Here is a 24,211-nt window from a genome sequence, read left to right on the forward strand (position 1 = left end):
GCCCGGCGCGCGATCCGTCGCGGTGTCCGGCCGCACACCGTGACGGATCGCGTGCCCGCTTGGCGACTACCCTCGTCGGGTGGCACATCTCCTCGGCGCGGACGGCATCGCGCTGACCATCGGCACCCGCACCCTCCTGCGCGACGTCTCGCTCGGGCTCGACGACGGCGACCGCATCGGCGTCGTCGGCCCCAACGGGGCCGGCAAGTCGACCCTGCTGCGTCTGCTCGCGGGCACGCAGGCCCCCGACGCCGGGCGCGTCACCCGGGTGGGCGGCTCGCGCCTCGGCATGCTCGTCCAGCGCGACGTGGACGACGACGCGGCGACGATCCGCGACCTCGTGCACGGCGACGACGCGACGCACGAGTGGGCGTCCGACGCGCGCATCCGCAACGTGCACGCCGGCCTGCTGGCCGACCTCGACCTGGACCAGCCGGCGTCGACCCTCTCCGGCGGGCAGCGGCGTCGCGTGGCGCTCGCGGCCCTGCTCGTCGAGGACCCGGACGTCCTGCTCCTCGACGAGCCCACCAACCACCTCGACGTCGAGGGCGTCGCCTGGCTGGCCGAGCACCTCGCCGCCCGCTACGGCCGGCCGGGCGCCACGGGCGCGCTCGTCGTCGTCACCCACGACCGCTGGTTCCTCGACGCGGTCTGCTCCCGCACGTGGGAGGTGCGGGGCGACGGCTCCGGCGGCGTCGACGGGTACGACGGCGGGTACGCGGCCTACATCCTGGCGCGCGCCGAGCGCGCCCGGCAGGCCGCCACCGCGGCCGAGAAGCGCAACAACCTGCTGCGCAAGGAGCTCGCCTGGCTCAAGCGCGGCGCGCCCGCACGCACCTCCAAGCCGAAGTTCCGCCTCGACGCCGCGGCCGCGCTCATCGACGACGAGCCGCCGCCGCGCGACACCCTCGAGCTCACCCAGATGGCCACCCGCCGCCTGGGCAAGGACGTGCTCGACCTCGAGGACGTCACCGTCACCGTCCCCGCGCGGGACGGCCACGAGGCCGGGCCGCGCGACGCGGCGGGGCGGCGCGTGCTGCTCGACGACGTCACGTGGCGCCTCGGCCCCGGCGACCGGTACGGCGTCGTCGGCGTGAACGGCGCGGGCAAGACGACGCTGCTCTCGCTGCTCGCCGGGCGGCGCGAGCCCGACTCCGGTCGGGTGCGGCGCGGCAAGACGGTGCACGTCGCGGAGCTCACCCAGGACGTCGGCGAGCTCGACGACGTCGGGCACCTCACCGCCGTGCAGGTCGTGGACCGCGAGAAGCGCACCGTCGTCGTCGACGGCAAGGAGCTCACCGCCGGGCAGCTCACCGAGCGTCTCGGCTTCACCCGCGAGCGGGCGCACACCATCGTGCGCGACCTGTCCGGAGGCGAGCGGCGGCGCCTCCAGCTGCTGCGGCTGCTCGTCTCGGAGCCGAACGTGCTGCTGCTCGACGAGCCCACGAACGACCTGGACACCGACACCCTCGCCGCCGTCGAGGACCTGCTCGACGGGTGGCCCGGCACGCTGATCGTCGTCTCCCACGACCGATACCTGCTGGAGCGGGTGTGCGACCGGCAGTGGGCGCTGCTCGGCGACGGCGCGCTGCGGGACCTGCCGGGCGGCGTGGAGCAGTACCTCCAGCTGCGCCGGGCGGGCACCTCGGGCCCGTCGGTGGACGCCGCCTCACCGGGCGCCCCGCCGGCCGCGGCCGGGACCGCCGGTTCTGCTGCGCGACCTGCGACGACGCCGCCCGGGGCCTCCGCGGCGGAGGTGCGGGCCGCCAAGAAGGAAATCTCACGGATTGAGCGGAGGTTGGCTCGGATCGCGGACGAGGAGAACACTCTGCACGAGCAGATCGCCGCCGACCCGACGGACTACACCGCGGTGGCGGCCCTCGACGAGCGCCTCCGGGAGCTCGGCGCCGAGAAGGAGGAGCTCGAGATGGCCTGGTTGGAGTCCGCCGAGGTGGCCGGATGATCGCCCCATGAACGACCCAGTGCTGGACGACGTCGACCGGGCGCTCGTGCGCGCGCTGCGCGAGGACGGGCGCGCGACGCTGGCGGCGCTCGCGGGCGTGACGGGGCTGTCGCAGTCCGCCGTGCAGGCGCGGGTGCGCAAGCTGGAGGCGCGGCGGGTGATCACCGGCTACCGCGCCGTCGTCGACCCCGACGCCGTCGGGCTGCCGATCGCGGCGTACGTCGAGATCACGCCGCTGGACCAGTCGCAGGCCGACGACGCCCCCGAGCGGCTGCGCGACGTCCCGGGCATCGAGGCCTGCTGGTCCGTCGCGGGCAACGCGAACTATCTGCTGCTGGTGCGGGTGTCCTCGCCGTCGGCGCTGGAGGACCTGCTCGGCGTCATCCGGCGGGAGGCGAGCGTGTCCACGCGCTCCACCGTGGTGCTCCGGACGTACTTCGAGGGACGGCCGCTGGCGCACTGACAAGATTTCTTACGGTCATGCTCTGGTTCGGCAGGAAGTTCTCCTCTACCGTCAGGGTATGACCGAGACAATCTCTCAGCGCACAGCCTCCAGCGTCGGCGGCTCGATCGAGGCCACCGCCGTCCTCGAGTCGCTGCGCGAGCACCTGCTCGTCGACGGCTTCGACCTCGTGCTCGACCTCGACCGCTCGCACGGATCGACCCTCGTCGACGCCCGCGACGGCCGCGAGTGGACCGACCTGTTCACCTTCTTCGCCTCCAACCCCCTGGGGATGAACCACCCCGCCCTGTTCCGCGACCCGCTGTTCCGCGAGGAGCTCACCCGCGCCGCGATCAACAAGCCTTCCAACTCCGACGTCTACACCGTCGAGCTCGCCCGGTTCGTCGACACCTTCGCCCGCGTGCTCGGCGACCCCGCGCTGCCGCACCTCTTCTTCGTCGACGGCGGCGCCCTCGCCGTCGAGAACGCGCTCAAGGTCGCGTTCGACTGGAAGTCGCGGCACAACGAGGCGCACGGCCGCTCGCCGGAGCTGGGCACCCGGGTGCTGCACCTGCAGCACGCCTTCCACGGCCGCTCCGGGTACACCATGTCCCTCACCAACACCGAGCCCGGCAAGGTCGCCCGCTTCCCCAAGTTCGACTGGCCGCGCATCTCCTCGCCGTACCCCGGGCACGACGCCGACGGCACCCCGCGCGACGTCGAGGCCCTCGAGGCGCAGGCGCTCGCCGAGGCACGCGCCGCCTTCGAGGCCCACCCGCACGACATCGCCTGCTTCGTCGCCGAGCCCGTCCAGGGGGAGGGCGGCGACCACCACCTGCGCGCCGAGTTCCTCCAGGCGATGCAGGCCCTGTGCCGCGAGCACGACGCCCTGTTCGTCCTCGACGAGGTGCAGACCGGCGTCGGCATGACCGGCACCGCCTGGGCCTACCAGCAGCTCGGCGTGCAGCCCGACGTCGTCGCCTTCGGCAAGAAGGCCCAGGTGTGCGGCGTCATGGCCGGCGGCCGCGTCGACGAGATCGACGACAACGTCTTCCACGTGTCCTCGCGCATCAACTCCACCTGGGGCGGCAACCTCGCCGACATGGTCCGCTCGCGCCGCATCCTCGAGGTGATCGAGGCCGAGGGGCTGATCGAGCGCGCCGCGCGCGTCGGTGCGGGCCTGCTGTCGCGGCTCGAGGCGCTGGCGGCCGCGCACCCCGGCGTCGTCACCGACCCCCGCGGCCGCGGGCTCATGTGCGCCGTCTCCCTGCCGTCGCGGGACGTGCGCGACGCCGTCCTCGCCGGCCTGCACGCCGAGGGCTTCCTCGTCCTCGGGTGCGGGGAGCGGTCCGTGCGGTTCCGGCCGGCGCTGACCGTCGACGAGTCGGTGCTGGATGCCGCCGTCGCGGTGCTTGACACGGTCGTCTCCCGGGTCGGCGGCTAATCGGTCGACACCTCGCACCTGGTAGACGCCGGCTCCGGGAGTCGTGCGCACGGTAGCGTTCACGGGCGCCAGGGCGCCCTCCACTTCGGGTTTGACTACCGTGCGCACGACTCCCGGACCCGGCTCTTGTCGTCGTGCGGCGGCAGGGATCGCGGTCGTGGCAGGCTCGGGCCGTGAGCAGTCATCGGGTGGTGGTGGACGACGGCGAGCCGGGCCTCGTGCTGACGGTGCTGCCGGGCCTGGGGTACACGGCGGAGGGGCCGGTGCTGGCGCGGCCCTCCGCGGCGCTGCGCGCGGCCGGGTGGACGGTGCGGAGCGTGGTGTGGGGCGAGCGCCCGGACTTCGACGTGGCGCGACGGGCGTACGCCGACGTGCTGCGTGACGGCGTCGCCGCCGCGCCGGACGCGGTGCACCTGGTGCTGGCGAAGTCGCTCGGCACGCTGGCGCTGCCCGTCGCCGTCGAGCTGGGGCTGCCCGGCGCGTGGCTGACGCCGCTGCTCACGACCGACCGGGCGCCGGAGGTGCGTGCCGCTTGCGTGGGCCTGGGCGCGTCGGGCGTGCCGGCGCTGCTGGTGGGCGGCACCGCAGACGCGCTCTGGGACGGCGCGCTGGCCGCGGCGTCCGGGGTGCGCGTGCTCGAGGTGGACGGCGGCGACCACTCGCTCGAGGTCGACGGCGACCCCGGCCTGACGGCAGCGACGCTGGACGCCGTGACGGCCGCCGTCGTGGACCTGGCCGGAGCCGCCGTCGCCGGCTGACGGCGCCGTCAGTGCCGGGGTGCTCGCCGGGTCGTCAGCGGCTCAGGGAGGTGTCGCCGCACAGGTGGACGGGCACCCCGAGGGCGTCGAAGAACGCCGCCTTCGCCTCGAGCGCCCGGTCCGCCGTCTCGGCGTCGGGGGCGTACGCGACGTTGAGGTGGTTCGCCTTGTGCCGGGCCATGAACTGGTCGCGCGACACACCGTGCAGGACCGCGTGCATGATCGGCCACTCGGGGTTGGTCGCCTCCTTGCGGCGCCGGGTCTCCTCCGCGGGGAGCCGGACGGCCGAGCCGCGGCCGAGGTCCACCTGCAGGTGGCCGTCGGCGATGTACACGCGCGACCAGACGATCTCGCCGGGGCGGGAGACCCCGTTGATGGTGGCGCCCCCGGCGGGGAAGAACACCGGGTCCTGGCGCCAGCCCTCGGCGCCGGCGTAGCCGCCCTCGAGGTGCGAGGCGGGCACCGACCCCGAGATCTCGAAGACCCACACGAAGCGCCCGTCGAACTCCTCGCCCCAGCGCACGTCGTGCAGGGTCGTCGCGGGGTCGAGGCCCATCGCCCGCCAGACCCGGTTCGTGACGAGGGCGTCGACGGCGACGCCCTCGTCGGCCTCGTTGAAGTGTGGGAAGGCCTGGCCCTCCCACAGCACCCGCGCGCCGTCGCGCGAGCGCACCGGCGGGCGCTGCACGTTGTTGAGCAGGCCCTCCGCGAGGTCGGACGCGGGGGAGAGGTCCTTGAGGCCCTGCTGGTACTGGATACCGACCGCGTCGAGCCCGAAGTCGTCCGCGATCCGCAGCGCCGCGATGTACATCTTGTACTGCCACAGCAGCTGCCCGCGGGTCAGCTCGGTGGCCTCGTCCACGCCCAGCCGGAACGTCATTCCCGCGTCCTCGAGCCACGTGTGCACCTCGTCGGCCTCGGCGTCGGGGACCCGCTGCATCTCGGCCCACAGCGCCGACTGGGACAGCCGCTCCTTGTAGATGCCGATCCCGTTGAGCAGCTCGTCGTCGAAGATCGCGTTGTACATGCCCATGCAGCCCTCGTCGAAGACGCCGGCGATCGCCTTGTCGCGCAGCAGCTGTGCGCCGAGGGCCCGGCCGAGCTCCGTCTCCACCGTCCCGCGCAGCGGGGGGAGCGGGTGCACGTGGGACGCGTCGTGCGTGATGCGGCCGGTGGTGACCCACTCGCCGATCGCGTCGTGGAACCACGGGTCGGAACCGTCCACGGTCCAGACCGTCGAGTACTCGCGGCCCATCTTGGTGAGCCCGGCGTTGAGGCCGAGCAGTCCCACCAGGCCCGGCCAGTCGCCCACGAAGTTGGCGGCCGTGAGGATCGGGCCGCGGTGGGTCCGCAGCCCCGCGAGCACGTGGTGGCTGTACTGCCAGACCGCCTCGGCGACGACCAGCGGGGCGTCGGGCGGGACGTCGCGGAAGACCTCCAGGCCCATGCGCTGGCTGCTGATGAACCCGTGGCCGGTCTCCGGGTCGACCTCGTGGGCGCGGACGACCTTCCATCCGTGGCCGGCGAAGGCGTCGCCGAGCAGGCGTTCCAGGCCGACCTGGGTGGGCCAGCCCGCGACGTTGGCGGACTCGCGCAGGTCGCCCGACGCGACGAGGTAGACGGTCTGCGGCGGGGCGGCGGGCGGCTCGGGGATGGTCGGGACGTCGTAGGTGGTCACGATGCTGCTCCTTCGTGGCGTCGTTGGCGGGCCAGGGCGTGCGCGACGTCGAGGCTCGCCGGGTACAGGTCGCGGTAGAGGCGGTAGCGCTCGTCGTAGAGCGCGCGGAGGGAGAGGTCCGGTGCGCGGACCGCGGCGGGCGGGTTCCAGGCGGACACGTCGACGGGGTGCACGAGACCGGCGGCGAGGGCCGCCGCGCCGTAGCTGGCCCCGACCGTGCGGGTCGGGACGACCTGGGGAAGGCCGGTCACGTCGGAGACGATCTGCGTCCACAGGCCGCCCTGCGTCCCGCCCCCGACGGCGATCACGCGGTCGATCGTCGCGCCGGCGTCGCGCATCGTCTCGATGTTGTGGCGCACCCCGAAGGCGGTGGCCTCGAGCGCCGCGCGGTACAGGTCGCCGCGGGTGTGGTCGAGGGTGAGGCCCACGACCGCGCCCCGGGCGTCGGGGTCCTGGACGGGCGTCCGCTCCCCGGCGAAGTAGGGGAGCATCAGCAGCCCCCGCGCGCCGGGGCCGGAGGCGGCGGCCTCCGCGAGGAGCTCGGGGTAGTCGGCCCCCGTGAGGTCGCGCAGCCAGGCGGTGACGGCACCGGAGGTCGCCATCCCGCCTGCGAGGTTGTGCGTGCCGCGGAACGCGCCGACGGTGCCCCACAGGGTCGGGCTACGCAGCGGGGCGGGCACGGTGGCGACGAGGAACATCGTCGTGCCGTACATCAGCATCAGGTCGCCCGGGTGCCGGGCGTCGACGCTCACGGCCTCCGACCAGGCGTCGATCGTGCCGGTGATGACGGGGGTGCCGGCCGGCACCCCCGCGAGCGCCTCCCGCGTCCGGCCCGCGGCGTCCCCGGGCCAGCGCAGCGGGGGCAGGTGCAGCCCGGGGGCGACGCGGTCCGCCCGGCCGGGATGCCAGTCGAGGGCGGCGGGGTCGTACAGCGGCGTGCACTGCGAGGCGGAGTGGTGGTCGAGGACGTACTCGCCGGTGAGGCGGAACGCCAGGTACGAGGCGGGCATGAAGAGCCGTCGGGCCCGCGCGTAGACGTCGGGCTCGTGCTCGCGGACCCACGCGATCTTGGGGCCGGCGGCCTGCGAGGACAGTGCGGAGCCGCAGGACTCGAGGATCGCGTCCCGGCCGAGCTCGGCGTCGAGCCGCGCGACCTGGTCGGTGGCGCGGGTGTCCACGCCGTAGAGGATCGCCGGGCGCAGCGGGGTGCCGGCCTCGTCGGTCAGCAGCACGCACGGGCCCATGCCGGAGACGCCGACGGCGGCGACCTCGAGGTCGTCGGGCAGGTCGGCGCCGCGCACCGCGCCGGGGGCCAGGTCGGCGGTGAGCTCGTGCGCGAGCTCGCGGAGCTCGGACCACCAGGTCTCGGCGTCCATCTCGACGTGGCCCGGGGCGGGCCGGTCGACGTCGTGGGCCCGCGCCGCGGTGCGCAGGATCTCGCCCGTCGGCCCGACGAGCACGCCCTTGCTGCTCGAGGTACCGACGTCGACGCCGAGGAAGGCTCGGGTTGGCATGCCGGACACTGTGGCAGAAATCGATTACAGGTGCAACGACGAGACGTGAGACGAGTGCGGCGGGGGTCAGAGCGAGGTGCCGTCCATGGCGATCGGCCGCGTGGGCTGGACCACCCGCCGGGCAGGCCCGGGCTCGCCCTGGATCCGTGCCACGAGCATGCGGGCGGCGGTCAGCCCCATCTCGCGGGGGCGCAGCGGCAGCAGCACCGTGCTGTCCATGCGCGACGTGACGAACGGGAGGTCGCCGATGATCCCGAGGCCCACCTCGGGGTGGTGAGCCGCCGACAGCACCCGGAGCACGCCGACGCCGACGAGATTGTTCGTCGCGAGCACGGCGTCGGGCCGCTCGGGCAGGTCGAGCAGCTGCCGACCCGCGCTCTCGCCGCCCTCGACGCGGAAGCTGGCGTGCACCAGGAGGTCGTCCGGGGCCGGGAGCCCGGCTTCGGCGAGCGCCTCGCGCCAGCCCCGGGCACGGTCCGAGGCCGTCGGCGTGGCGTGGGGCCCGGTGACGCAGGCGATGCGGCGGTGCCCCTGCGCGACGAGCGCCCTGGTGGCGCGGCGGCCCAGGTCGACGTTGTCGAACACGACCTGGTCCACGTCGTCCGGCACCTCGCGGTCGACGACCACGACGGCGCGGTCGCGCCCCGCGAGCTTGGCGAGCCACGGGGAGGGGCCGGCGGGGGCGACGACCACGCCTGCCATGTTCTCGTCGGCGGCGATGCGCAGGTAGTGCTCCTGCGCCGCGGTCTCCTCGTCGGTGTTGCAGAGCACGACGGACAGTCCGGCCTCGCGGGCCACGTCCTCGACGCCGCGCGCGAGCGAGGTGAAGAAGGGGTTCTCGATGTCCGGCACGACGAGAGCGATGAGCTCGGAGTGTCGCCGGCGCAGGGACCGGGCGGTGCGGTCCGGGGTGTATCCCAGATCGTCCACGGCCTGACGCACGGCCGCGGCGAGGTCGGGGGTGACCGTCGCGCCGTTGAGCACCCGCGACACCGTCGCGGTCGACACGCCCGCCCGTGCCGCGACGTCCTTGATCCTCGTCATCTCGCCCTCCCGGGGAACGTGGGCCCACCTTATGGCAGCCCGGTCACGTGGTGGTGCCCAGGTGGTTGACACCTGCCGCCGTCGGCTCCTAGCATCCGTGAAATCGATTACAGCATGTGACACCCGTTCTCGTCGAAGGAGACAGGACATGTTCCGAAGCGACATCGCCGCGCTGCGGCCCGTCGCCACCCGTTCCATCAGCCCCGAGAACTTCACCGGGGAGAAGGGGGGCGGCGGCCGGGCCACCGAAGGCACCGGGGCCGGGCCCGCCCGGGATCTGGGGACGGGGTGGAAGGTCTCCCCGAGCGTCGAGATCGGCCCGGGCGAGACCTTCGACATGGCGCGGATCGCCGGGCCCGGGCGCATCACCCACGTGTGGCTCACGACGCACACCGACCACTGGCGATCGCTGCTGCTGCGCGCCTCCTGGGACGGCGCGGCCGAGCCCGCGGTCGAGGTCCCCGTGGGCGACTTCTTCGGTCAGGGGTGGGGCGAGTTCGCCCAGCTCAGCTCGGCGACGGTGGCCGTCAACCCGCAGGGCGGCTTCAACAGCTACTGGCCGATGCCGTTCCGCGAGTCCGCGCACCTGACGATCGAGAACCTCGGGTCCGAGACCGCCGTCGTGTACTACCAGGTCACGTACGAGGTCGGGGAGCAGGCCGCCGAGGAGGGCGCCGGCTACCTGCACGCGCAGTGGCGCCGCAGCAACCCCCTGCCCGACCGCACCACCCACCCGATCCTCGCCGGCGTCGAGGGGCAGGGCCACTACGTCGGCACGTACCTCGCCTGGGGGGTGAACAGCTCCGGGTGGTGGGGCGAGGGCGAGATCAAGTTCTACCTCGACGGCGACCTCGACGGCGACGGCGGCGGATACCCCACGATCTGCGGCACCGGGACCGAGGACTACTTCGGCGGTGCCTGGAACTTCGACGTCCCCGGGCAGGGGTACACCGCGTTCACGACGCCGTACCTCGGCTTGCACCAGATCCTGCGGCCGGACGGCCTGTACCGGTCGCAGCAGCGGTTCGGCATGTACCGCTGGCACGTGGCCGACCCGATCCACTTCGCCTCCGACCTCACGGTCGACATCCAGGCCCTGGGCTGGCGCTCGGGGCACCGGTACCTGCCGCTGCACGACGACATCGCCTCGACCGCCTTCTTCTACCTCGACCGCCCGACCGCCCGGCGCCCGGAGACCCCGGACGCCGACGCCCTCGAGGTGCTCTGACAGAGAGGTCCGACATGAACGGTCGACACCTGAACGGACGGCAGGTCAGCCGCCGGGACGTGCTGCGACTCGGCGTGGCCGGCGCGGGGACGCTCGCCGCGGCCTGGGCGACGGCGGGCTGCACGCGCGCCGTCGGCGCCCCGGCCGACCCGATGCAGTTCTGGCAGATGTACGCCCCCGCGCCGCAGCAGGACCCGAACATCGTGGCGCAGAGCCAGTGGTTCCTCGAGGGGACCCGGCGCTGGGCCGCCGCCGGCGAGCGGCCCGTGGACATGGTCTACATCCCCGCCTACACCGACCCCACGAACACGCGGCTCGCGACGGCGTTCGCCTCCGGGGACGGGCCGGACATCTTCCTCATCTCACCCGGGGACTTCCTGCGCTACTACAACGGCGGGGTCCTCACCGACCTCACCCCCTACATGTCGCAGGAGGCGATCGACGACTTCTACCCCGACGCCCTCGCGACCCGGACCGTCGACGGCAAGGTCTACGGGCTGCCGATGGAGCAGGAGCCGCTGGCGATCTTCTACGACATCCCCGCGTTCGAGGAGGCCGGGCTCTCCGAGGGCGACCTCCCGACGACGTGGGAGGAGATGCTCGAGCTGGGGCGCCGCCTCACCGGCGGTCCGCGGACGGGCCTCGTGCTCGACACGACGCCGAGCTACTACCAGAACTTCACCTTCTACCCGTGGGTCTGGCAGGGCGGCGGTGACGTGGTCGACCCGCGGACGCAGCGGCCGACGTTCGACTCGGACGCGGCGGTCCAGGCGCTGGCCATGTACGGGGACGCGGTGGGCAGCGGCGCCGCCGCACGGACCCTCCCCGCGGGCGGCGACCTGGTCGGCGCGTTCACCAACGGGTACGCGGCCATGTGGCAGACCGGCGTCTGGCAGGTCGAGGCCATGCGCCAGAACGCGCCCGACCACCCCTACGGCGTCTTCCGCCTCCCGGTGCCGCCGGGCGGGGAGTCGGTGACGGCGCTCGGGGGCTGGGCCTGGGTGGTGAACAGCCGTGGCCGCGACCCGGAGTCGGCCGCCCGGTTCGCCGTCGAGGTCATGGGGTCGACGTCGAAGGAGTCGGTCGACGCCGCGGCGCGGTGGAACGGCGTCGCGAAGGGCAACATGCCTGCTCGCCGCTCCGTGACCGAGGCCATCGGCAACTCCGGGGCGTTCGAGAACCCCGTGATGCAGCAGTTCCGGGACGAGATCCTGCCCACCGGACGGGGCGAGCCCCGCTACCCGCCGGTCATCTACAAGGCCGTCTCCAACGCCATCCAGAACGTCATGCTCGCGGGCGCCGACGCGCGGGTCGAGGCCGAGGCCGCGCAGTCGGCGATCGAGAGCTACATGGAGACCTACGAGGGAGGGCCGCTGGTATGAGTGCCGTCACCGTCTCACGCACCGCCGGACGGGCGCGGGCGGGCTCGGTCCCGCGCCCCGACGGCGTGGGCAGGGCCGCCCAGGAGCGGCGGCAGCGCCGCGCCGCGTTCTGGTTCCTGCTGCCCGACTCGCTCGGGCTGCTCGTCTTCGTCGCCGTCCCGATGGTCCTCGCGGTGGTGCTCGGGTTCTTCCGCATCGACGGGTTCGGGTCGTTCCAGTTCATCGGGCTCGGCAACTACGTCCGCATGGCGGGCGACCCGCAGTTCTGGAGCAGTGTGCGGATCACCCTGCTCTACCTGGTCGGCGTGGTCCCGGCGATCTTCGTCGTCGGGCTGGGCCTCGCGCTGCTGGTGCAGCAGAAGATCCCCTTCGTCGGCGCCATCCGCAGCATGCTCTTCGTGCCGTACGTCATCAGCCTCGTCGTCGTGGCGATGGTCTGGGAGTTCATGCTGGGCGACCGGACCGGCGTGCTCAGCCGCGTGGCCGCGTCCCTCGGGTTCGAGAACGTGTCGTTCCTGGGGGAGCCCAGCCTGGCGCTCGGCACCGTCGTGGTCGTGACCGTGTGGTTCCAGATGGGCTACTACATGGTGATCTTCCTGGCCGGCCTGCAGGACATCCCCGGCGAGTACTACGAGGCCGCGCGGATCGACGGGGCCGGCGCGTGGCAGCGGTTCCGTGCGATCACGCTGCCGCTGCTGCGGCCCACCAGCTTCTTCGTGATCATCACCGCCACCGTCAGCGTCATCACCGGCGGCCTCGACCTCGTGTTCGTCCTCACCGGTGGCGGCCCGGCCGGCTCGACGACGCTGCTCATCTTCTACATCTACGAGCAGGCCTTCCTGTTCGGCGAGCTGGGCTACGCCGCCGCGATCGGGTCCGTCCTGGTCCTGGTGATGCTCGCGTGGTCGGCGCTCATGTTCGCGGTGACCCGAGGAGGTCGTTTCGACAATGACTGACACCCTGACGGGCACCCCGCCCCGCGACGACGCCGCGGCCGACGCGCCGGCACGCCCCGTCCGCACCCGCCGCACCGACAGGCGGTGGACGCGTTCGAAGGTGGCGCTCCTTGTCCTGGGGATCGTGCTGGGGCTGCTGACGATCTTCCCGCTCGTGTGGATGGTCTCCGGGTCGTTCAAGACGGCGGCCGAGGTGAACAGTGCCACCCTGCTGCCGAGCGCCCCCACGCTGGACAACTACCGGTACGTCTTCACCGAGGTGCCGTTCCTGCGGTACATGCTGAACAGCTTCTTCATCTCGGCGACGATCACCGTGCTGGCGCTGTGGTTCCACTCGATGGCGGCGTACGCGCTGGCGCGGCTGAAGTTCAAGGGCCGCGACACGCTCTTCCTGCTGATCTTCTCCACGCTGCTCGTGAGCCTGCCGGTGATCCTCATCCCGACATTCGTCGTGGTGCGCGCGCTGGGGCTTGTGGACAGCTATGCGGGGCTCATCGTCCCGGCGATCTTCAACGCGTTCGGGATCTTCCTGCTGCGGCAGTTCTACGTGTCGCTCCCGGCCGAGCTGGAGGAGGCGGCCCTGGTCGACGGGGCGAGCTACTGGCGGATCTATCGCAGCGTGATCCTGCCGCTGTCGAAGCCGATCCTCTCGGCCCTCGCGGTGTTCTTCTTCCTGGCGAACTGGAACGCGTTCGTCTGGCCGCTGACCATCACCTCGGACCCCGACCTCCGCGTCGTGCAGCTCGGCATCGCGACGTTCCAGCAGCAGTACGTGGGGGACTGGAACTACGTGCTCGCCGCGGCCACCGTCGCCGCCCTGCCCACGCTGCTGATCTTCTTCTTCTTCCAGCGGCAGATCGTCGAGTCCATCAAGAACGCCGGCTTCAAGTGACCCCATCTCCCTGCTCAGAGCTCGAACGGCGCGAATGAGACCCACTCGGATTGGCGGACGTGCAATGAGGAACATCCACGACGGCGACGGCGCGAGCCTCGCCCTCCCGCTGGGCGGCATCGGCACCGGCAACGTCGCCGTCTGCGCGGACGGCGGCCTGCGACAGTGGCAGCTCCACCACATCGGCAACCACCGCGGCGACCTGCCGCACACGTTCTTCGCGCTCCGGGTGCAGCGCGGCGAACCACCCCTGAGCGAGACGCGCGTCCTTCAAGCGGCCCCGGCCGAGCCCTCCGACCCGGCGCCCCTGGTCACCGACCACGAGGTGCCCGCCTGGCAGCGCGACCTCGTCGCCCGCTTCGGCGGGGTCCGCGGCACCACCTTCCGCGGCGCCTACCCGTTCGCCGAGCTCGACTACGACCTCGACGGACCGGTGCGCGTCGGCATGCAGGCGTTCACGCCGATGGTGCCGCTCGACGTCGACCGCAGCTCGATACCGGCGGCGATGTTCACCTTCACCCTGACGAACACCTCCGACCTCCCCGTGGGTGCGTGGCTCGGCGCCGCGATGCAGAACCCCGTCGGGCGCGACGGCGCGTCGCCGGCGGACGGCGTGCACGCCGCCGGGTACGGCGGCAACACGAACCGGGTGCGCCGGTCGCGCGGATGGACCTCGCTGGTCATGGAGAACGCCGGGCTCGACCCGCTGGCGGCGGGGGCCGGGCAGGCCGTCCTCACCTGCGACACCCCCTACACGGCGGCGATGCCGCAGTGGACCGACCCCGCGGAGTTCATCGGCTTCCTCGACGCGCGGTCCCCGTTCGCCGAGCGCACCCGTCTGGACGCCGCGGGCCACCTGGCCGACCACCAGCCCGGCGCCCCTGCCGGGGCCGTCGGGCCGAGCCCCGCCGGGAGCACGTGGAACGGCGGTCTCGCCGCGCCGATGCACCTCGCGCCCGGGCAGACCGTCGTCGTGCGGTACGCCATCACGTGGCACTTCCCGAACCGGTACGTGAACTTCAACCAGTTCGGCGAGGCGAACCCGCAGTGGGGGCCGACGAGGTTCTGGCTCGGCAACCACTACACGACGGTGTACGACGACGCCCTCGACGTGGCCAGGCGGGTCCAGGAGGAATGGTCGGACCTCGAACGCGACTCGCGCGCCTGGACCGACCTCTTGGCCGGGTCGGGGTGGGACGACGAGGCGGTCGAGCACCTCGCCGCCCAGGCCGCCGCGCTGCGCAGCCCGACCTGCTTCCGCACGGCCGACGGGGCCTTCTTCGGGTTCGAGGGGGTCAACGGCGCCTCCACCCGCGGTCACGCCGGCGACACCGGCGGGTCGTGCCCGCTGAACTGCACGCACGTGTGGAATTACGAGCACGCCCTCGCCGCTCTCTTCCCCGAGCTGGAGCGCTCGATGCGCGACACCGAGCTCGACGTCCTGCAGGCGCCCGACGGCTCCGTCCCGCACCGGGTGATCTCGCCGACCTACCTCCCGCAGCTGTGGGGACGGCCGATCGGCGGACCCGAGGAGCCGGCGCTCGACGGCATGCTCGGCGTCGTCCTCAAGTGCTATCGCGAGCTGCGCAGCGGGGCGGTCGACCTGGACTGGCTCGAGACCAGGTGGCCGAGGCTCCTCCTGCTCCTGGACCACGTGCGCGGAAAGTGGGACCCGGGGTCGACCGGGGTGCTGCGCGGCATCCAGCCGAGCACCCACGACATCGACCTGCGCGGGGTCAACAGCTTCATGGGCACGCTGTGGCTCGCCGCGCTGCGGGCGTTCGAGGAGATGGCGCGGCTGCGCGACGAGGCGGCGCTCGCCGACGAGCTGCACGCGCTGTTCGAGCGCGGCAGCGCCGCCTACGACGCGCTGCTCTTCAACGGCGAGTACTACGTCCAGGTCCTCGACCCGGACGAGCCGGACGAGTACCAGTGGGGGCAGGGCTGCCTCTCCGACCAGCTCATCGGCCAGTGGTGGGCGCACGAGCTCGACCTCGGGCACGTCCTGCCCGCCGCCCACGTGCGGTCGGCCCTGCGGGCGATCCTGCGCCACAACCTGCGCTCCGGGTTCGAGGGCTTCGACCACCCGTACCGCGTGTTCGCCGACCGGGACGACACCGGCCTGCTGGTCTGCTCGTGGCCCACGGGCGGCCGGCCCGACGTGCCGACCCGCTACGCCGACGAGGTGTGGACCGGCACCGAGCAGCAGGTGGCCGCGCACTGCCTCCGCGAGGGGCTCGACGACGAGGGCTGGGCGATCCTGCGCGGGCTGTGGGCGCGGTACGACGGCTCCCGCCGCAACCCGTACAACCACGTCGAGTGCGGTGACCACTACGTCCGCGGCATGGCCGGGTGGACCGTGCTCCACGCCCTGACGGGGCGGTCGTGGGACTCCGTCTCCGGCACCCTCGTGCTCCGGACCCCGCGCCCGGGGGAGCGGCTCCCCGTGCTCACCGGCAGCGGCTGGGGGTACGTCCACCGCACCGACGGAGGCGACGTCGAGGTCGTCCCCGTCCACGGCGACCCGGGCGTCCGGTGCGTCGAGACCGCCACCACGACGCCCGAACAGGCGGCCGTGGTCCGCTGACCGGCGAGCCGTTCCCACTCTGTGCGACGACGGATGGAGCAAGCGATGAACGCACCACACGCGGGGAAGGGCCGGCCGGCACCCGGCCTGACCCGCCGACGGATGCTCGAGGTCCTGGGCAGCGCAGCGCTGCTCCCGTTCGCGGGCGGGCTCGCCGGGTGCAGCACACGGTCCCGGCCGGAGGCGCAGGGGGATCTCGACTTCGTCTACCTCGGGGACATCAACCAACGAGCACAGTTCGAGGCGCTGTTCGCCGAGTTCAACGAGCAGCACCCCGAGATCGCGCTCGCCGCGTCCGGGAAGTCCGGCAGCTGGGCCCAGTTCGTCTACGCCGTCGCCACGCAGATCGCCGGCGGCCAGCCTCCGGACATCGTGCAGATCGCGACCGAGGGGCAGCGGCTCTTCGCGTCCAAGGGGGTGCTCGCGCCGCTCGACGACCTCATCGCCGCCGACCAGGCGGAGGTCGACGAGTACTACGACGACATCCACGACAAGCTGCGTACCTGGACCCAGCGGTACGGCTCGCCCGACGAGCACACGTACTACGTCCCCGGCGGCTACAACCCCATCGTGCAGTTCTGCCACACGGAGCTGCTCGACCGCGCCGGCGTCGAGGTGCCCGACGACGGGTGGCACTGGGACGACCTCATGACGGCCGGGCGGAAGGTCAAGGCGCAGGGCGCCTTCCTCATGACGGTCCAGAACGGGTACTGGCACGACGTCCTGCCCTGGCTGACCAACAACGGGACGTCGAGCCTCGACGCGGACTGGCGCGAGGCGACGATCAACAGCCCGGAAGCCGTCGAGGCGGCCGAGATGGCGCGCGCCCTCGTCAAGGCCGGGTACGCGCCCGACCCGGGGGGCAGCTACGACCCCCCGACCCTCATGCAGCAGGGCAGGCTCGCGTCGTTCCACGACGGGGCCTTCGGCATCGTCAACGCCGACCGGATCGGGCTGACCGACAAGATCCAGGTGGTCGACTTCCCGAACAACGGGGTGCACGGCACGCCCGTGGGCTGGGACGCGTGGGACATCACCGACGAGTCCCAGCACACCGAGGACGCCTGGACCTTCATCAAGTACCTGATGTCGCGCGACGCCGGCGAGTTCTACGCGCGGACCGGCGGCACGATCGTGCCCGCGCGCCGTTCCGTCGCCCGCGGCGACGCCTTCCTCGGCGGCGCGCCGCGAGGCAGCGAGCGGCTCGTCGACGCGCTCGAGCTCGAGTACGCGACGCCGGTGCCCTCGCCCGAACGAGGCCCGGAGATCCAGGACGCCGTCGAGGAAGGGTGGTTGCAGGTGGTCTCCGGGTACTCCGACGCGCGAAGCCAGCTCAACCGGACCTACGACAAGATCGGGCCGTTGCTGTGACCGTCACCCAGAACCCTCCCGCGCGGGTCGCCCCCGCGGCACCCGCCCGGCCGCGTGCCGGTGGCCTGGGCCGTGACTGGCTCGGCTACCTGTTCATCAGCCCGGCGCTGGTGCTCTTCGGAGTCTTCATCGGTGGCCCGTTCCTCGTCGCGATCGGGCTGAGCCTCTTCCGGTGGGACATGCTCACCCCGCCGGAGTTCGTCGGGGCGGACAACTTCCGGCTCCTGTTCGAGGACCCGACCCTGCTCCAGGCGTTCGGGAACACGTTCGTCTTCGCGTTCGCCTCCGTCGTGACGCACGTCGTGGGTGCCCTGCTGCTGGCGCTCGCGGTGAACCGGGTCGCCCGCCGGGCCGTCTCCTACTTCGTCCGGACCGCGGTGTTCTTCCCGTTCATCATCTCGTGGGCCGCCGTCGCGCTGCTGTGGCAGTACATGCTCGACCCGGCGTTCGGCCTGGTCAACCACTACATCGAACGGCTCGGCCTCACGCCGCCGGACTGGTTCCTCGACCCGGGCTGGGCGCTGCCAGCCATCATCGGCATCGACTTCTGGCACACGCTCGGGTTCACCTTCATCATCATGCTCGCCGGCCTGCAGACCGTGCCGCAGCAGCTCGTCGAGGCAGCCCGGACCGACGGCGCGAACCGGCGCCAGGTGTTCTGGAACGTCACCGTCCCGATGATGTCGCCGACGCTCTTCTTCGCCACCGTCGTCACGTTCATCGGGGCGTTCCAGATCTTCGACCCGATCCAGATCATCACCGGCGGCGGGCCCGACGACGCCACCACCACGCTCGTCATGTACCTGTACGAGCAGGGCTTCCAGGCGTTCCAGATCGGCTACGCCTCGACCGTCGCCATCGTCGTGTTCGTCGTGATCATGCTCGTGACGCTGCTGCAGTTCTGGGCGTCCAGGAAGTGGGTGTACCAGCAATGACGACCGCCGCCCCGCCCCGTCCCGCCCCGTCCGGACCCGTGCTCCGCCGACGCCGGCCCACCACCGGCTCCGTCGTCCTCGACGTCGTCCTCGTCGCGGTCGGGCTCGTGATGGTGGCCCCGCTCGTGTGGCTGGTCTCGACCAGCCTCACCGACCCGGCGAAGGCGTTCCAGGTCCCGCCGAACTGGCTGCCCGTGGACCCGACGCTGCAGAACTTCGCGACCGTCGGCGACCTCCTGCCGTTCGGCCGGATGGCGGTCAACAGCGTCGTGGTCGCGGTGGTCGCGACGCTCGGGTCGCTCGTGGTCAGCGCGCTGGCCGCCTACGGGTTCTCGCGGTTCAGCTTCCGGGGGCGCGACGGCATCTTCTTCGTGATGCTGACCGCGCTCATGGTCCCGGCGCAGCTGCTGGTCATCCCGGTGTTCATGCTCATGCGGGCGCTCGGCCTGGTGGACACGCTGGCGTCCCTCTGGCTGCCCGCGCTCATCCAGGTGTTCTCGATCTTCTTCCTGCGCCAGTACTTCAACAGCATCCCGCGGGAGCTCGACGACGCGGCCAAGCTGGACGGCGCCGGGCACGGTTGGATCCTGTTCCGGATGGTCGTTCCGCTGTCGGCTCCGGCGATCTCCGCCGTGGCGATCCTCGTCTTCGAGGCCTCGTGGAACTCCTACTTCGCGCCGCTGATCTTCATCAGCACGCCGGAGAACATGACCCTGCCGCTGGGCCTGGTCGCGCTGCAGTCCGCCCAGGGCGGTGTGTCCCCGACCAGCGTGTTCGCCGCGATCACGGCCGTGGTGCTGCCCGTGCTCGTCGTGTTCCTGGTCTTCCAGCGGCACTTCGTCGCCAGCATCGCCACCGCCGGGATCCGGGGCTGACCGTGCCGGGAGCGACGGCACGCCCGGGCCGGGCGCCGGCCGACCCGTACCTGCGTGCCACGTTCCGCGGCGCCTGGGCCCACCTGCCCGTGCTGCTGGTGGGCAGTGTCGCGGTGACGGCGGCGTCGGCCGCCGCGGTCGTGGCCGGGGACGCCTCGCCCGTGCTCGGGGCCGCGGTCGCCGTCGTCGCCGTGTCGCCGACCCTGGCTGCGCTCGTGGCCTGCTGCTGCGACGTCGCGACGGGCGACGACGTCGGGGTGCGCGACTACGGGGCGGCGGTGCGTCGTGTGGCCGCGGGGGCGATCGGTGCCGCACTCGTCCCCGCCGTGCTGGCCGCGCTCACCGTCGTCGCGCTGGTCGCGCGCGCGGCGGGCGGCGGCGCGTGGACGTTGCTCCCCGCGGGCGTCGGCACGACGGCCACCGTCCTCGCGTCGGTGGCGTGGATCGTGCTGCTGCCGCTGCGGGCGAGCTGCCCGGAGCCCTCGGGCCCCCGCGCCTGGCTGCTCGCGCTCCACCTCTTCGCCCGCCGCCCCGTGCCCTTCGTCGCCGCCGCCGTCGTCGGCGCCCTCGGGGTCGCGGTGTCGACGGGCGTGTCGAACGGCCTGTTCCTCCTCGTCCCGGCCCCGTTCGCGCTCGTGCTCGCGGCGGCCTTCCACACGTCCCCCGTGCGCGAGGTGCTCGCCGCGCGGCAACCATCCACCCCGGACGACACGCGTCCGTCCTCGTAAGGAGCCTCGATGTCCCGCATCACGTCCGTCCAGGCACGTGACATCCGTTTCCCCACCTCGCTCGAGCTCGACGGCTCGGACGCGGTGAACGTCGACCCGGACTACTCGGCGGCGTACGTGACGCTCACGACGTCCGACGGCGAGCAGGGCCGCGCCTTCGTCTTCACCTGCGGGCGGGGCAACGACGTCGTCGTCGCGGCGATCCAGAGCTACGGCCGCCTCCTCGCCGGGCTCGACGTCGACGGCCTGGTCGGCGACCTGGGCGCCGCCTCGCGGCTGCTCGTGCACGACTCCCAGCTCCGCTGGCTGGGCCCGGAGAAGGGCGTGGGCCAGATGGCGTGCGGCGCGCTCGTCAACGCCCTCTGGGACCTGCGGGCCCGCCGCGAGGGCAAGCCGCTGTGGCGCCTGCTCAGCGAGATGACGCCCGAGGAGCTCGTCAGCGTCGTCGACTTCACCCACATCCGCAACGCCCTCGCCCCCGACGAGGCGCTCGAGATCCTGCGCACCGGCGCCCAGGGCCGGTCCGAGCGCGTCGCCGAGCTGACCGCGCACGGCTACCCCGCCTACACGACGACCCCCGGCTGGCTCGGGTACAGCGACGAGAAGCTCGTCCGACTCTCCCGGCAGGCGGTGGCCGACGGCTTCGACCTGATCAAGCTCAAGGTCGGCGGCAGCCTGGACGACGACCGTCGACGACTGCGGCTGGCCCGCGAGGCGGTGGGGCCCGACGTGCGCATCGCCATCGACGCGAACCAGCGGTGGGAGGTGGACGAGGCGATCGAGCGGGTCAACGCGCTGGCCGAGTTCCGGCCGTGGTGGATCGAGGAACCCACGAGCACCGACGACATCCTGGGCCACGCGGCGATCCGCCGTGCCGTCGCACCGGTCAAGGTCGCGACGGGCGAGGCGGTCGCGAACCGGATCGTCTTCAAGCAGCTCCTGCAGGCCGGCGGCATCGACGTCATGCAGATCGACTCGACCCGGGTCGCGGGCGTCAACGAGAACGTGGCGAACCTGCTGCTGGCCGCCCGGTTCGACACGCCCGTGTGCCCCCACGCCGGCGGGGTGGGGCTCTGCGAGCTCGTGCAGCACTTCTCGTTCTTCGACTACGCCGCCGTGAGCGGGACGATGGCGGACCGCGCGATTGAGTACGTCGACCACCTGCACGAGCACTTCGTCGAGCCGGTCCGCGTCCGCGGCGGCCGGTACCAGGCGCCGGCCCTGCCGGGTATTGGGGCGGAGATGCACCCCGGGTCGCTGGAGGCGTGGGAGTTCCCCGCGGGCGAGGGATGGCGCCGGGTCGGCGACCGCGCCGCGGTGCACGGGACGGCGGCGCGGTCGTGAGCGTGCCCGCTGCGGGCACTGCGGGCACTGCGGGCACGACCTCGGTGCGGGAGCTGCTCCCGGCCGACGCGGCGCGGGCGACCCTGGTCGGCCGCGTCTGGGATCCCGTGACCCGCGGGCCGCGGCCCGTCGTGGTGCGCGGCGACGAGGTCGTCGACCTCTTCGACGTCGCGCCGACCGTCGCCGGGCTGCTCGAGCTGGACGACGTCGTCGAGCAGGTCCGGGCGGCGACACCGACCCGCCGGTGGCGACTCGACGAGCTGCGCGCCGCGCCGCAGGACGACGATCCCACCGTGGCGCGCCTGCTCGCGCCCGTCGACCTGCAGGTGATCAAGGCATGCGGCGTCACCTTCGTCGACAGCATGCTCGAACGGGTCATCGAGGAGCGGTGCGCCGGCGACCCGGAGCGGGCCGCCGAGGTCCGTGCGGCCGTGGGCTCGGCCATCGGCGCGGTCGTCGGGTCCGTCGTGCCGGCGTCGGCGGAGGCGGCCCGGGTCAAGGAGGTCCTGAAGTCCCGCGGGCTCTGGTCGCCGTACCTGGAGGTGGGGCTCGGGCCGGACCCCGAGGTCTTCACCAAGGGACCGGTGCTCTCCGCCGTCGGTCCGGGCGCGTCCGTGGGCGTCCCGCGGTTCTCCCGCTGGAGCAACCCCGAGCCCGAGCTCGTCCTCGTCGTGGACTCCCGCGGCCGGCCGCGGGGCGCGACCCTCGGCAACGACGTGAACCTCCGCGACGTCGAGGGCCGCAGCGCGCTGCTGCTCGGCATGGCGAAGGACAACACGGCGTCGACCGCGCTCGGACCGTTCGTGCGGCTCCTCGACGAGCACCTCACCCTCGACACCCTCCGGTCGGAGCGCCTCGCCCTGCGTGTGGACGGCGCCGACGACGGTTTCGTCCTGGCCGACGAGAACGACGTCGGGCGCCTCAGCCGCACGTTCGAGGAGCTCGTCGGCGCGGCCTGGGGCGACCACCACCAGTACCCGGACGGGTTCGTGCTGTTCACCGGGACGCTCTTCGCCCCGACGCGGGACCGCGACGTGCCCGGTGGCGGCTTCACCCACCGCCCGGGCGACACGGTGGCCATCAGCAGCCTGCACCTCGGCACGCTGGTCAACGTTGTGCGGCCCACGGAGGAGGTCCCCCGGTGGGAGCTCGGCGTCCGGTCCCTGGTCGAGTACCTGTGCGCACAGGTGGGTGACGGCGACACGCGGTCGATCGTTACCCATCCTTAACAGTGATTTTCACCACGGGAGGCCATGATGGCGATATGTTCCACGGCAACGTCGTCGTGCCCGCTCTGTCGGGGGCGGCGACCGTGCACGACGACGTGAACACGGCAGGGCAACGGCGCCTTGAGCGACCAGGACGTGGGGAGAAGCCGGTGACGATGGGGCGAAAGGCGGCCGCGGCGGCCGCGGCGACAGCGGTAGCGCTGGTGCTGGCGAGCTGTTCGGGCGGCGGCGGGGACGACGACGGCACGGACGGCGGCGGGGGAGGCGGCGGCAGCGACCCGGACGCGACGCTGCACCTGTCGCTCTCGCAGGACGTCGAGACGCTGCTGCCGATGGACTCGAACGTCGGGGACAACATCTCGGTGCTCGACGTCGTCTACGACGGGCTGGTCCGGTACGACCCGAAGACCACCGAGCCGTACAACTACGTGGCCGAGAGCGTCGAGACCGAGGACAACACGGTCTGGACCATCACGATCAAGCCGGACCTGACGTTCCAGAACGGCGAGCCGGTGGACGCGGACGCGTTCGCCCGCGCCTGGAACTACGCCGCGTACGGCCCGAACGCCATGGCGAACAACTACTTCTTCGAGCGCATCACCGGCTACGAGGAGATGCAGGGCGAGACCGACGACGACGGCAACGTCACCAAGGAGCCCGAGGCCGACACGCTGTCGGGCCTGAAGGTCGTCGACCCGCAGACGCTCGAGGTCACCCTCACGGGCCCGTTCGCCGGCTTCGGGACCATGCTCGGCTACACCGGGTTCTTCCCGATCGCGCAGGCGTGCCTCGACGACATCGAGGCCTGCGCCGTCCAGCCGATCGGCAACGGCCCGTTCCAGGTCGAGAAGTGGGACCAGGGCGTGAACCTCACCGCCCAGCGCTGGGACGACTACACGCTCGAGGAGACGCCCGAGTACGGCACCATCGAGTGGACCGAGTACACGGGTGAGGACAACTGGCCGGACTTCCAGGCCGGCAACCTCGACTTCGCGGTGCCGCCGCCCGCCGAGCAGCAGGCCGCGGCGAACGACCCCGACCTGCAGGAGCGGTACGTCGAGGGCCCGGGCGCCGCGCTGACCTACATGGCCTTCCCGCTCTACGAGGACGGGCCGTGGGATGACGTCGAGTTCCGCAAGGCGATCTCGCTCGCCGTCGACCGGCAGGGCATCATCGACGCCCTCCTGCCCGGCCAGCGCGTGCCCGCCGACAGCTGGGTGGTGCCCGACGTCGTGCCCGGCGGCACCGGCGGCACGTGCGAGTGGTGCACCTTCGACCCGGACGCCGCCAAGGCGGCGCTGGAGAAGGCCGGCGGCTGGCCCGACGGCGAGAAGCTGACCATCCACCTCGGGCAGGACGCCACCGAGCAGGAGCTGTTCAAGGCGGTCGGCGACTCGATCCAGGAGACCCTCGGCATCCCGTACGAGCTCGACGCGACGCCGGACTACTTCGCCCGGCGCGCGGCCCGCGACTTCGACGGCCCGTTCCGCGCCAACTGGTTCCCGGACTACCCGCTGAACGAGAACTACCTCGCCCCCGTGTACGGCAGCGGTGACGAGAAGAACGGCAACGTGGAGTTCGGGTACTACAGCGCGGACTTCGAGGCGGCGATCCAGGCCGGCGACGAGGCCGCGACGCTCGACGAGGCGATCACCCAGTACCAGGAGGCGGAGAAGATCCTCGCGGCCGACTTCCCGACGATCCCGCTCTTCGTCGCGCAGAACACCGACTACTACAGCGAGAACGTGTCGAACGTCGTGCTCGACCCGTTCAGCGGTGAGCCCAAGCTGCGCCTCCTCGAGGTCACGAACGGCTAGTCACCACGTCGTCGGTCGGGCCTG

At 72.6% G+C, this 24,211-nt stretch carries 19 protein-coding genes; 16 read left to right on the forward strand and 3 right to left on the reverse strand.

Annotated features, from left to right (window positions below; translation table 11 throughout):
* The first annotated feature begins 79 nt into the window (after positions 1-79).
* The 4 genes from ACFQ8E_RS01240 to ACFQ8E_RS01255 all read left to right on the forward strand — a co-directional run bounded on the left by ACFQ8E_RS01240 (position 80) and on the right by ACFQ8E_RS01255 (position 4,607).
* Positions 80-1,963, forward strand: a complete 1,884-nt coding sequence (locus tag ACFQ8E_RS01240) for an ABC-F family ATP-binding cassette domain-containing protein (RefSeq protein WP_430548746.1) — start codon at positions 80-82, stop codon at positions 1,961-1,963.
* A 7-nt stretch (positions 1,964-1,970) separates the two neighbouring features.
* On the forward strand, positions 1,971-2,426 hold the full coding sequence (locus ACFQ8E_RS01245; RefSeq protein ID WP_430548747.1) for an Lrp/AsnC family transcriptional regulator: 456 nt from the start codon (positions 1,971-1,973) through the stop codon (positions 2,424-2,426).
* A 58-nt stretch (positions 2,427-2,484) separates the two neighbouring features.
* Positions 2,485-3,849, forward strand: coding sequence for an L-lysine 6-transaminase (gene lat, locus ACFQ8E_RS01250; RefSeq protein ID WP_430548748.1), 1,365 nt, complete (start codon positions 2,485-2,487; stop codon positions 3,847-3,849).
* Positions 3,850-4,022: 173 nt separating this feature from the next.
* Entirely contained in the window at positions 4,023-4,607 is a 585-nt protein-coding gene (locus ACFQ8E_RS01255) for a hypothetical protein (protein WP_430548749.1), read from the forward strand.
* 34 nt (positions 4,608-4,641) lie between these two features.
* Here the strand turns inward: ACFQ8E_RS01255 and ACFQ8E_RS01260 are convergent, their stop codons facing one another.
* The 3 genes from ACFQ8E_RS01260 to ACFQ8E_RS01270 form a co-directional block, all read right to left on the reverse strand.
* Complete coding sequence (locus ACFQ8E_RS01260) at positions 4,642-6,285, reverse strand: fucose isomerase (RefSeq protein WP_430548750.1); 1,644 nt, start codon at positions 6,283-6,285, stop codon at positions 4,642-4,644.
* A complete protein-coding gene (locus ACFQ8E_RS01265; RefSeq protein WP_430548751.1) occupies positions 6,282-7,799 on the reverse strand; it encodes an FGGY-family carbohydrate kinase in 1,518 nt (505 codons plus the stop codon). Before ACFQ8E_RS01265 ends, ACFQ8E_RS01260 begins: the two co-directional genes overlap by 4 nt.
* 66 nt (positions 7,800-7,865) lie before the next feature.
* Positions 7,866-8,843, reverse strand: a complete 978-nt coding sequence (locus ACFQ8E_RS01270; protein ID WP_430548752.1) for a LacI family DNA-binding transcriptional regulator — start codon at positions 8,841-8,843, stop codon at positions 7,866-7,868.
* A 148-nt stretch (positions 8,844-8,991) separates the two neighbouring features.
* On the opposite strand from ACFQ8E_RS01270, the gene ACFQ8E_RS01275 reads away from it, so the two are divergent.
* From ACFQ8E_RS01275 to ACFQ8E_RS01330, 12 genes are all read left to right on the forward strand, one after another.
* Positions 8,992-10,071, forward strand: a complete 1,080-nt coding sequence (locus ACFQ8E_RS01275) for a glycoside hydrolase family 172 protein (protein WP_430548753.1) — start codon at positions 8,992-8,994, stop codon at positions 10,069-10,071.
* Between the two features lie 14 nt (positions 10,072-10,085).
* Positions 10,086-11,453 (forward strand): ABC transporter substrate-binding protein, encoded by a 1,368-nt coding sequence (locus ACFQ8E_RS01280; RefSeq protein WP_430548754.1) that lies wholly within the window; start codon positions 10,086-10,088, stop codon positions 11,451-11,453.
* Positions 11,450-12,409 (forward strand): carbohydrate ABC transporter permease, encoded by a 960-nt coding sequence (locus tag ACFQ8E_RS01285; protein WP_430548755.1) that lies wholly within the window; start codon positions 11,450-11,452, stop codon positions 12,407-12,409. Before ACFQ8E_RS01280 ends, ACFQ8E_RS01285 begins: the two co-directional genes overlap by 4 nt.
* The gene (locus ACFQ8E_RS01290; RefSeq protein ID WP_430548756.1) at positions 12,402-13,301 is read left to right on the forward strand and encodes a carbohydrate ABC transporter permease; all 900 of its coding nucleotides are present in this window, start codon (positions 12,402-12,404) and stop codon (positions 13,299-13,301) included. The genes ACFQ8E_RS01285 and ACFQ8E_RS01290 overlap by 8 nt, the downstream gene beginning before the upstream one ends.
* A gap of 64 nt (positions 13,302-13,365) precedes the next feature.
* Positions 13,366-15,888: a GH116 family glycosyl-hydrolase gene (locus tag ACFQ8E_RS01295; RefSeq protein ID WP_430548757.1), complete on the forward strand. Its 2,523-nt coding sequence runs from the start codon at positions 13,366-13,368 to the stop codon at positions 15,886-15,888.
* A gap of 45 nt (positions 15,889-15,933) precedes the next feature.
* Positions 15,934-17,259 (forward strand): ABC transporter substrate-binding protein, encoded by a 1,326-nt coding sequence (locus ACFQ8E_RS01300; protein WP_430548758.1) that lies wholly within the window; start codon positions 15,934-15,936, stop codon positions 17,257-17,259.
* Positions 17,256-18,194: a carbohydrate ABC transporter permease gene (locus ACFQ8E_RS01305; RefSeq protein ID WP_430548759.1), complete on the forward strand. Its 939-nt coding sequence runs from the start codon at positions 17,256-17,258 to the stop codon at positions 18,192-18,194. Before ACFQ8E_RS01300 ends, ACFQ8E_RS01305 begins: the two co-directional genes overlap by 4 nt.
* Positions 18,191-19,069 (forward strand): carbohydrate ABC transporter permease, encoded by an 879-nt coding sequence (locus ACFQ8E_RS01310; RefSeq protein ID WP_430548760.1) that lies wholly within the window; start codon positions 18,191-18,193, stop codon positions 19,067-19,069. Before ACFQ8E_RS01305 ends, ACFQ8E_RS01310 begins: the two co-directional genes overlap by 4 nt.
* 2 nt (positions 19,070-19,071) lie before the next feature.
* A complete protein-coding gene (locus ACFQ8E_RS01315) occupies positions 19,072-19,797 on the forward strand; it encodes a hypothetical protein (RefSeq protein ID WP_430548761.1) in 726 nt (241 codons plus the stop codon).
* Between the two features lie 9 nt (positions 19,798-19,806).
* Positions 19,807-21,141, forward strand: coding sequence for an enolase C-terminal domain-like protein (locus tag ACFQ8E_RS01320; RefSeq protein ID WP_430548762.1), 1,335 nt, complete (start codon positions 19,807-19,809; stop codon positions 21,139-21,141).
* On the forward strand, positions 21,138-22,370 hold the full coding sequence (locus tag ACFQ8E_RS01325; RefSeq protein WP_430548763.1) for a fumarylacetoacetate hydrolase family protein: 1,233 nt from the start codon (positions 21,138-21,140) through the stop codon (positions 22,368-22,370). The genes ACFQ8E_RS01320 and ACFQ8E_RS01325 overlap by 4 nt, the downstream gene beginning before the upstream one ends.
* Before the next feature lie 155 nt (positions 22,371-22,525).
* Positions 22,526-24,187: an ABC transporter substrate-binding protein gene (locus ACFQ8E_RS01330; protein WP_430549029.1), complete on the forward strand. Its 1,662-nt coding sequence runs from the start codon at positions 22,526-22,528 to the stop codon at positions 24,185-24,187.
* Positions 24,188-24,211: the final 24 nt, after the last annotated feature.

It is taken from the genome of Isoptericola sp. NPDC056573 (genome assembly GCF_042793335.1).
Classification (GTDB): Bacteria; Actinomycetota; Actinomycetes; order Actinomycetales; family Cellulomonadaceae; genus Isoptericola.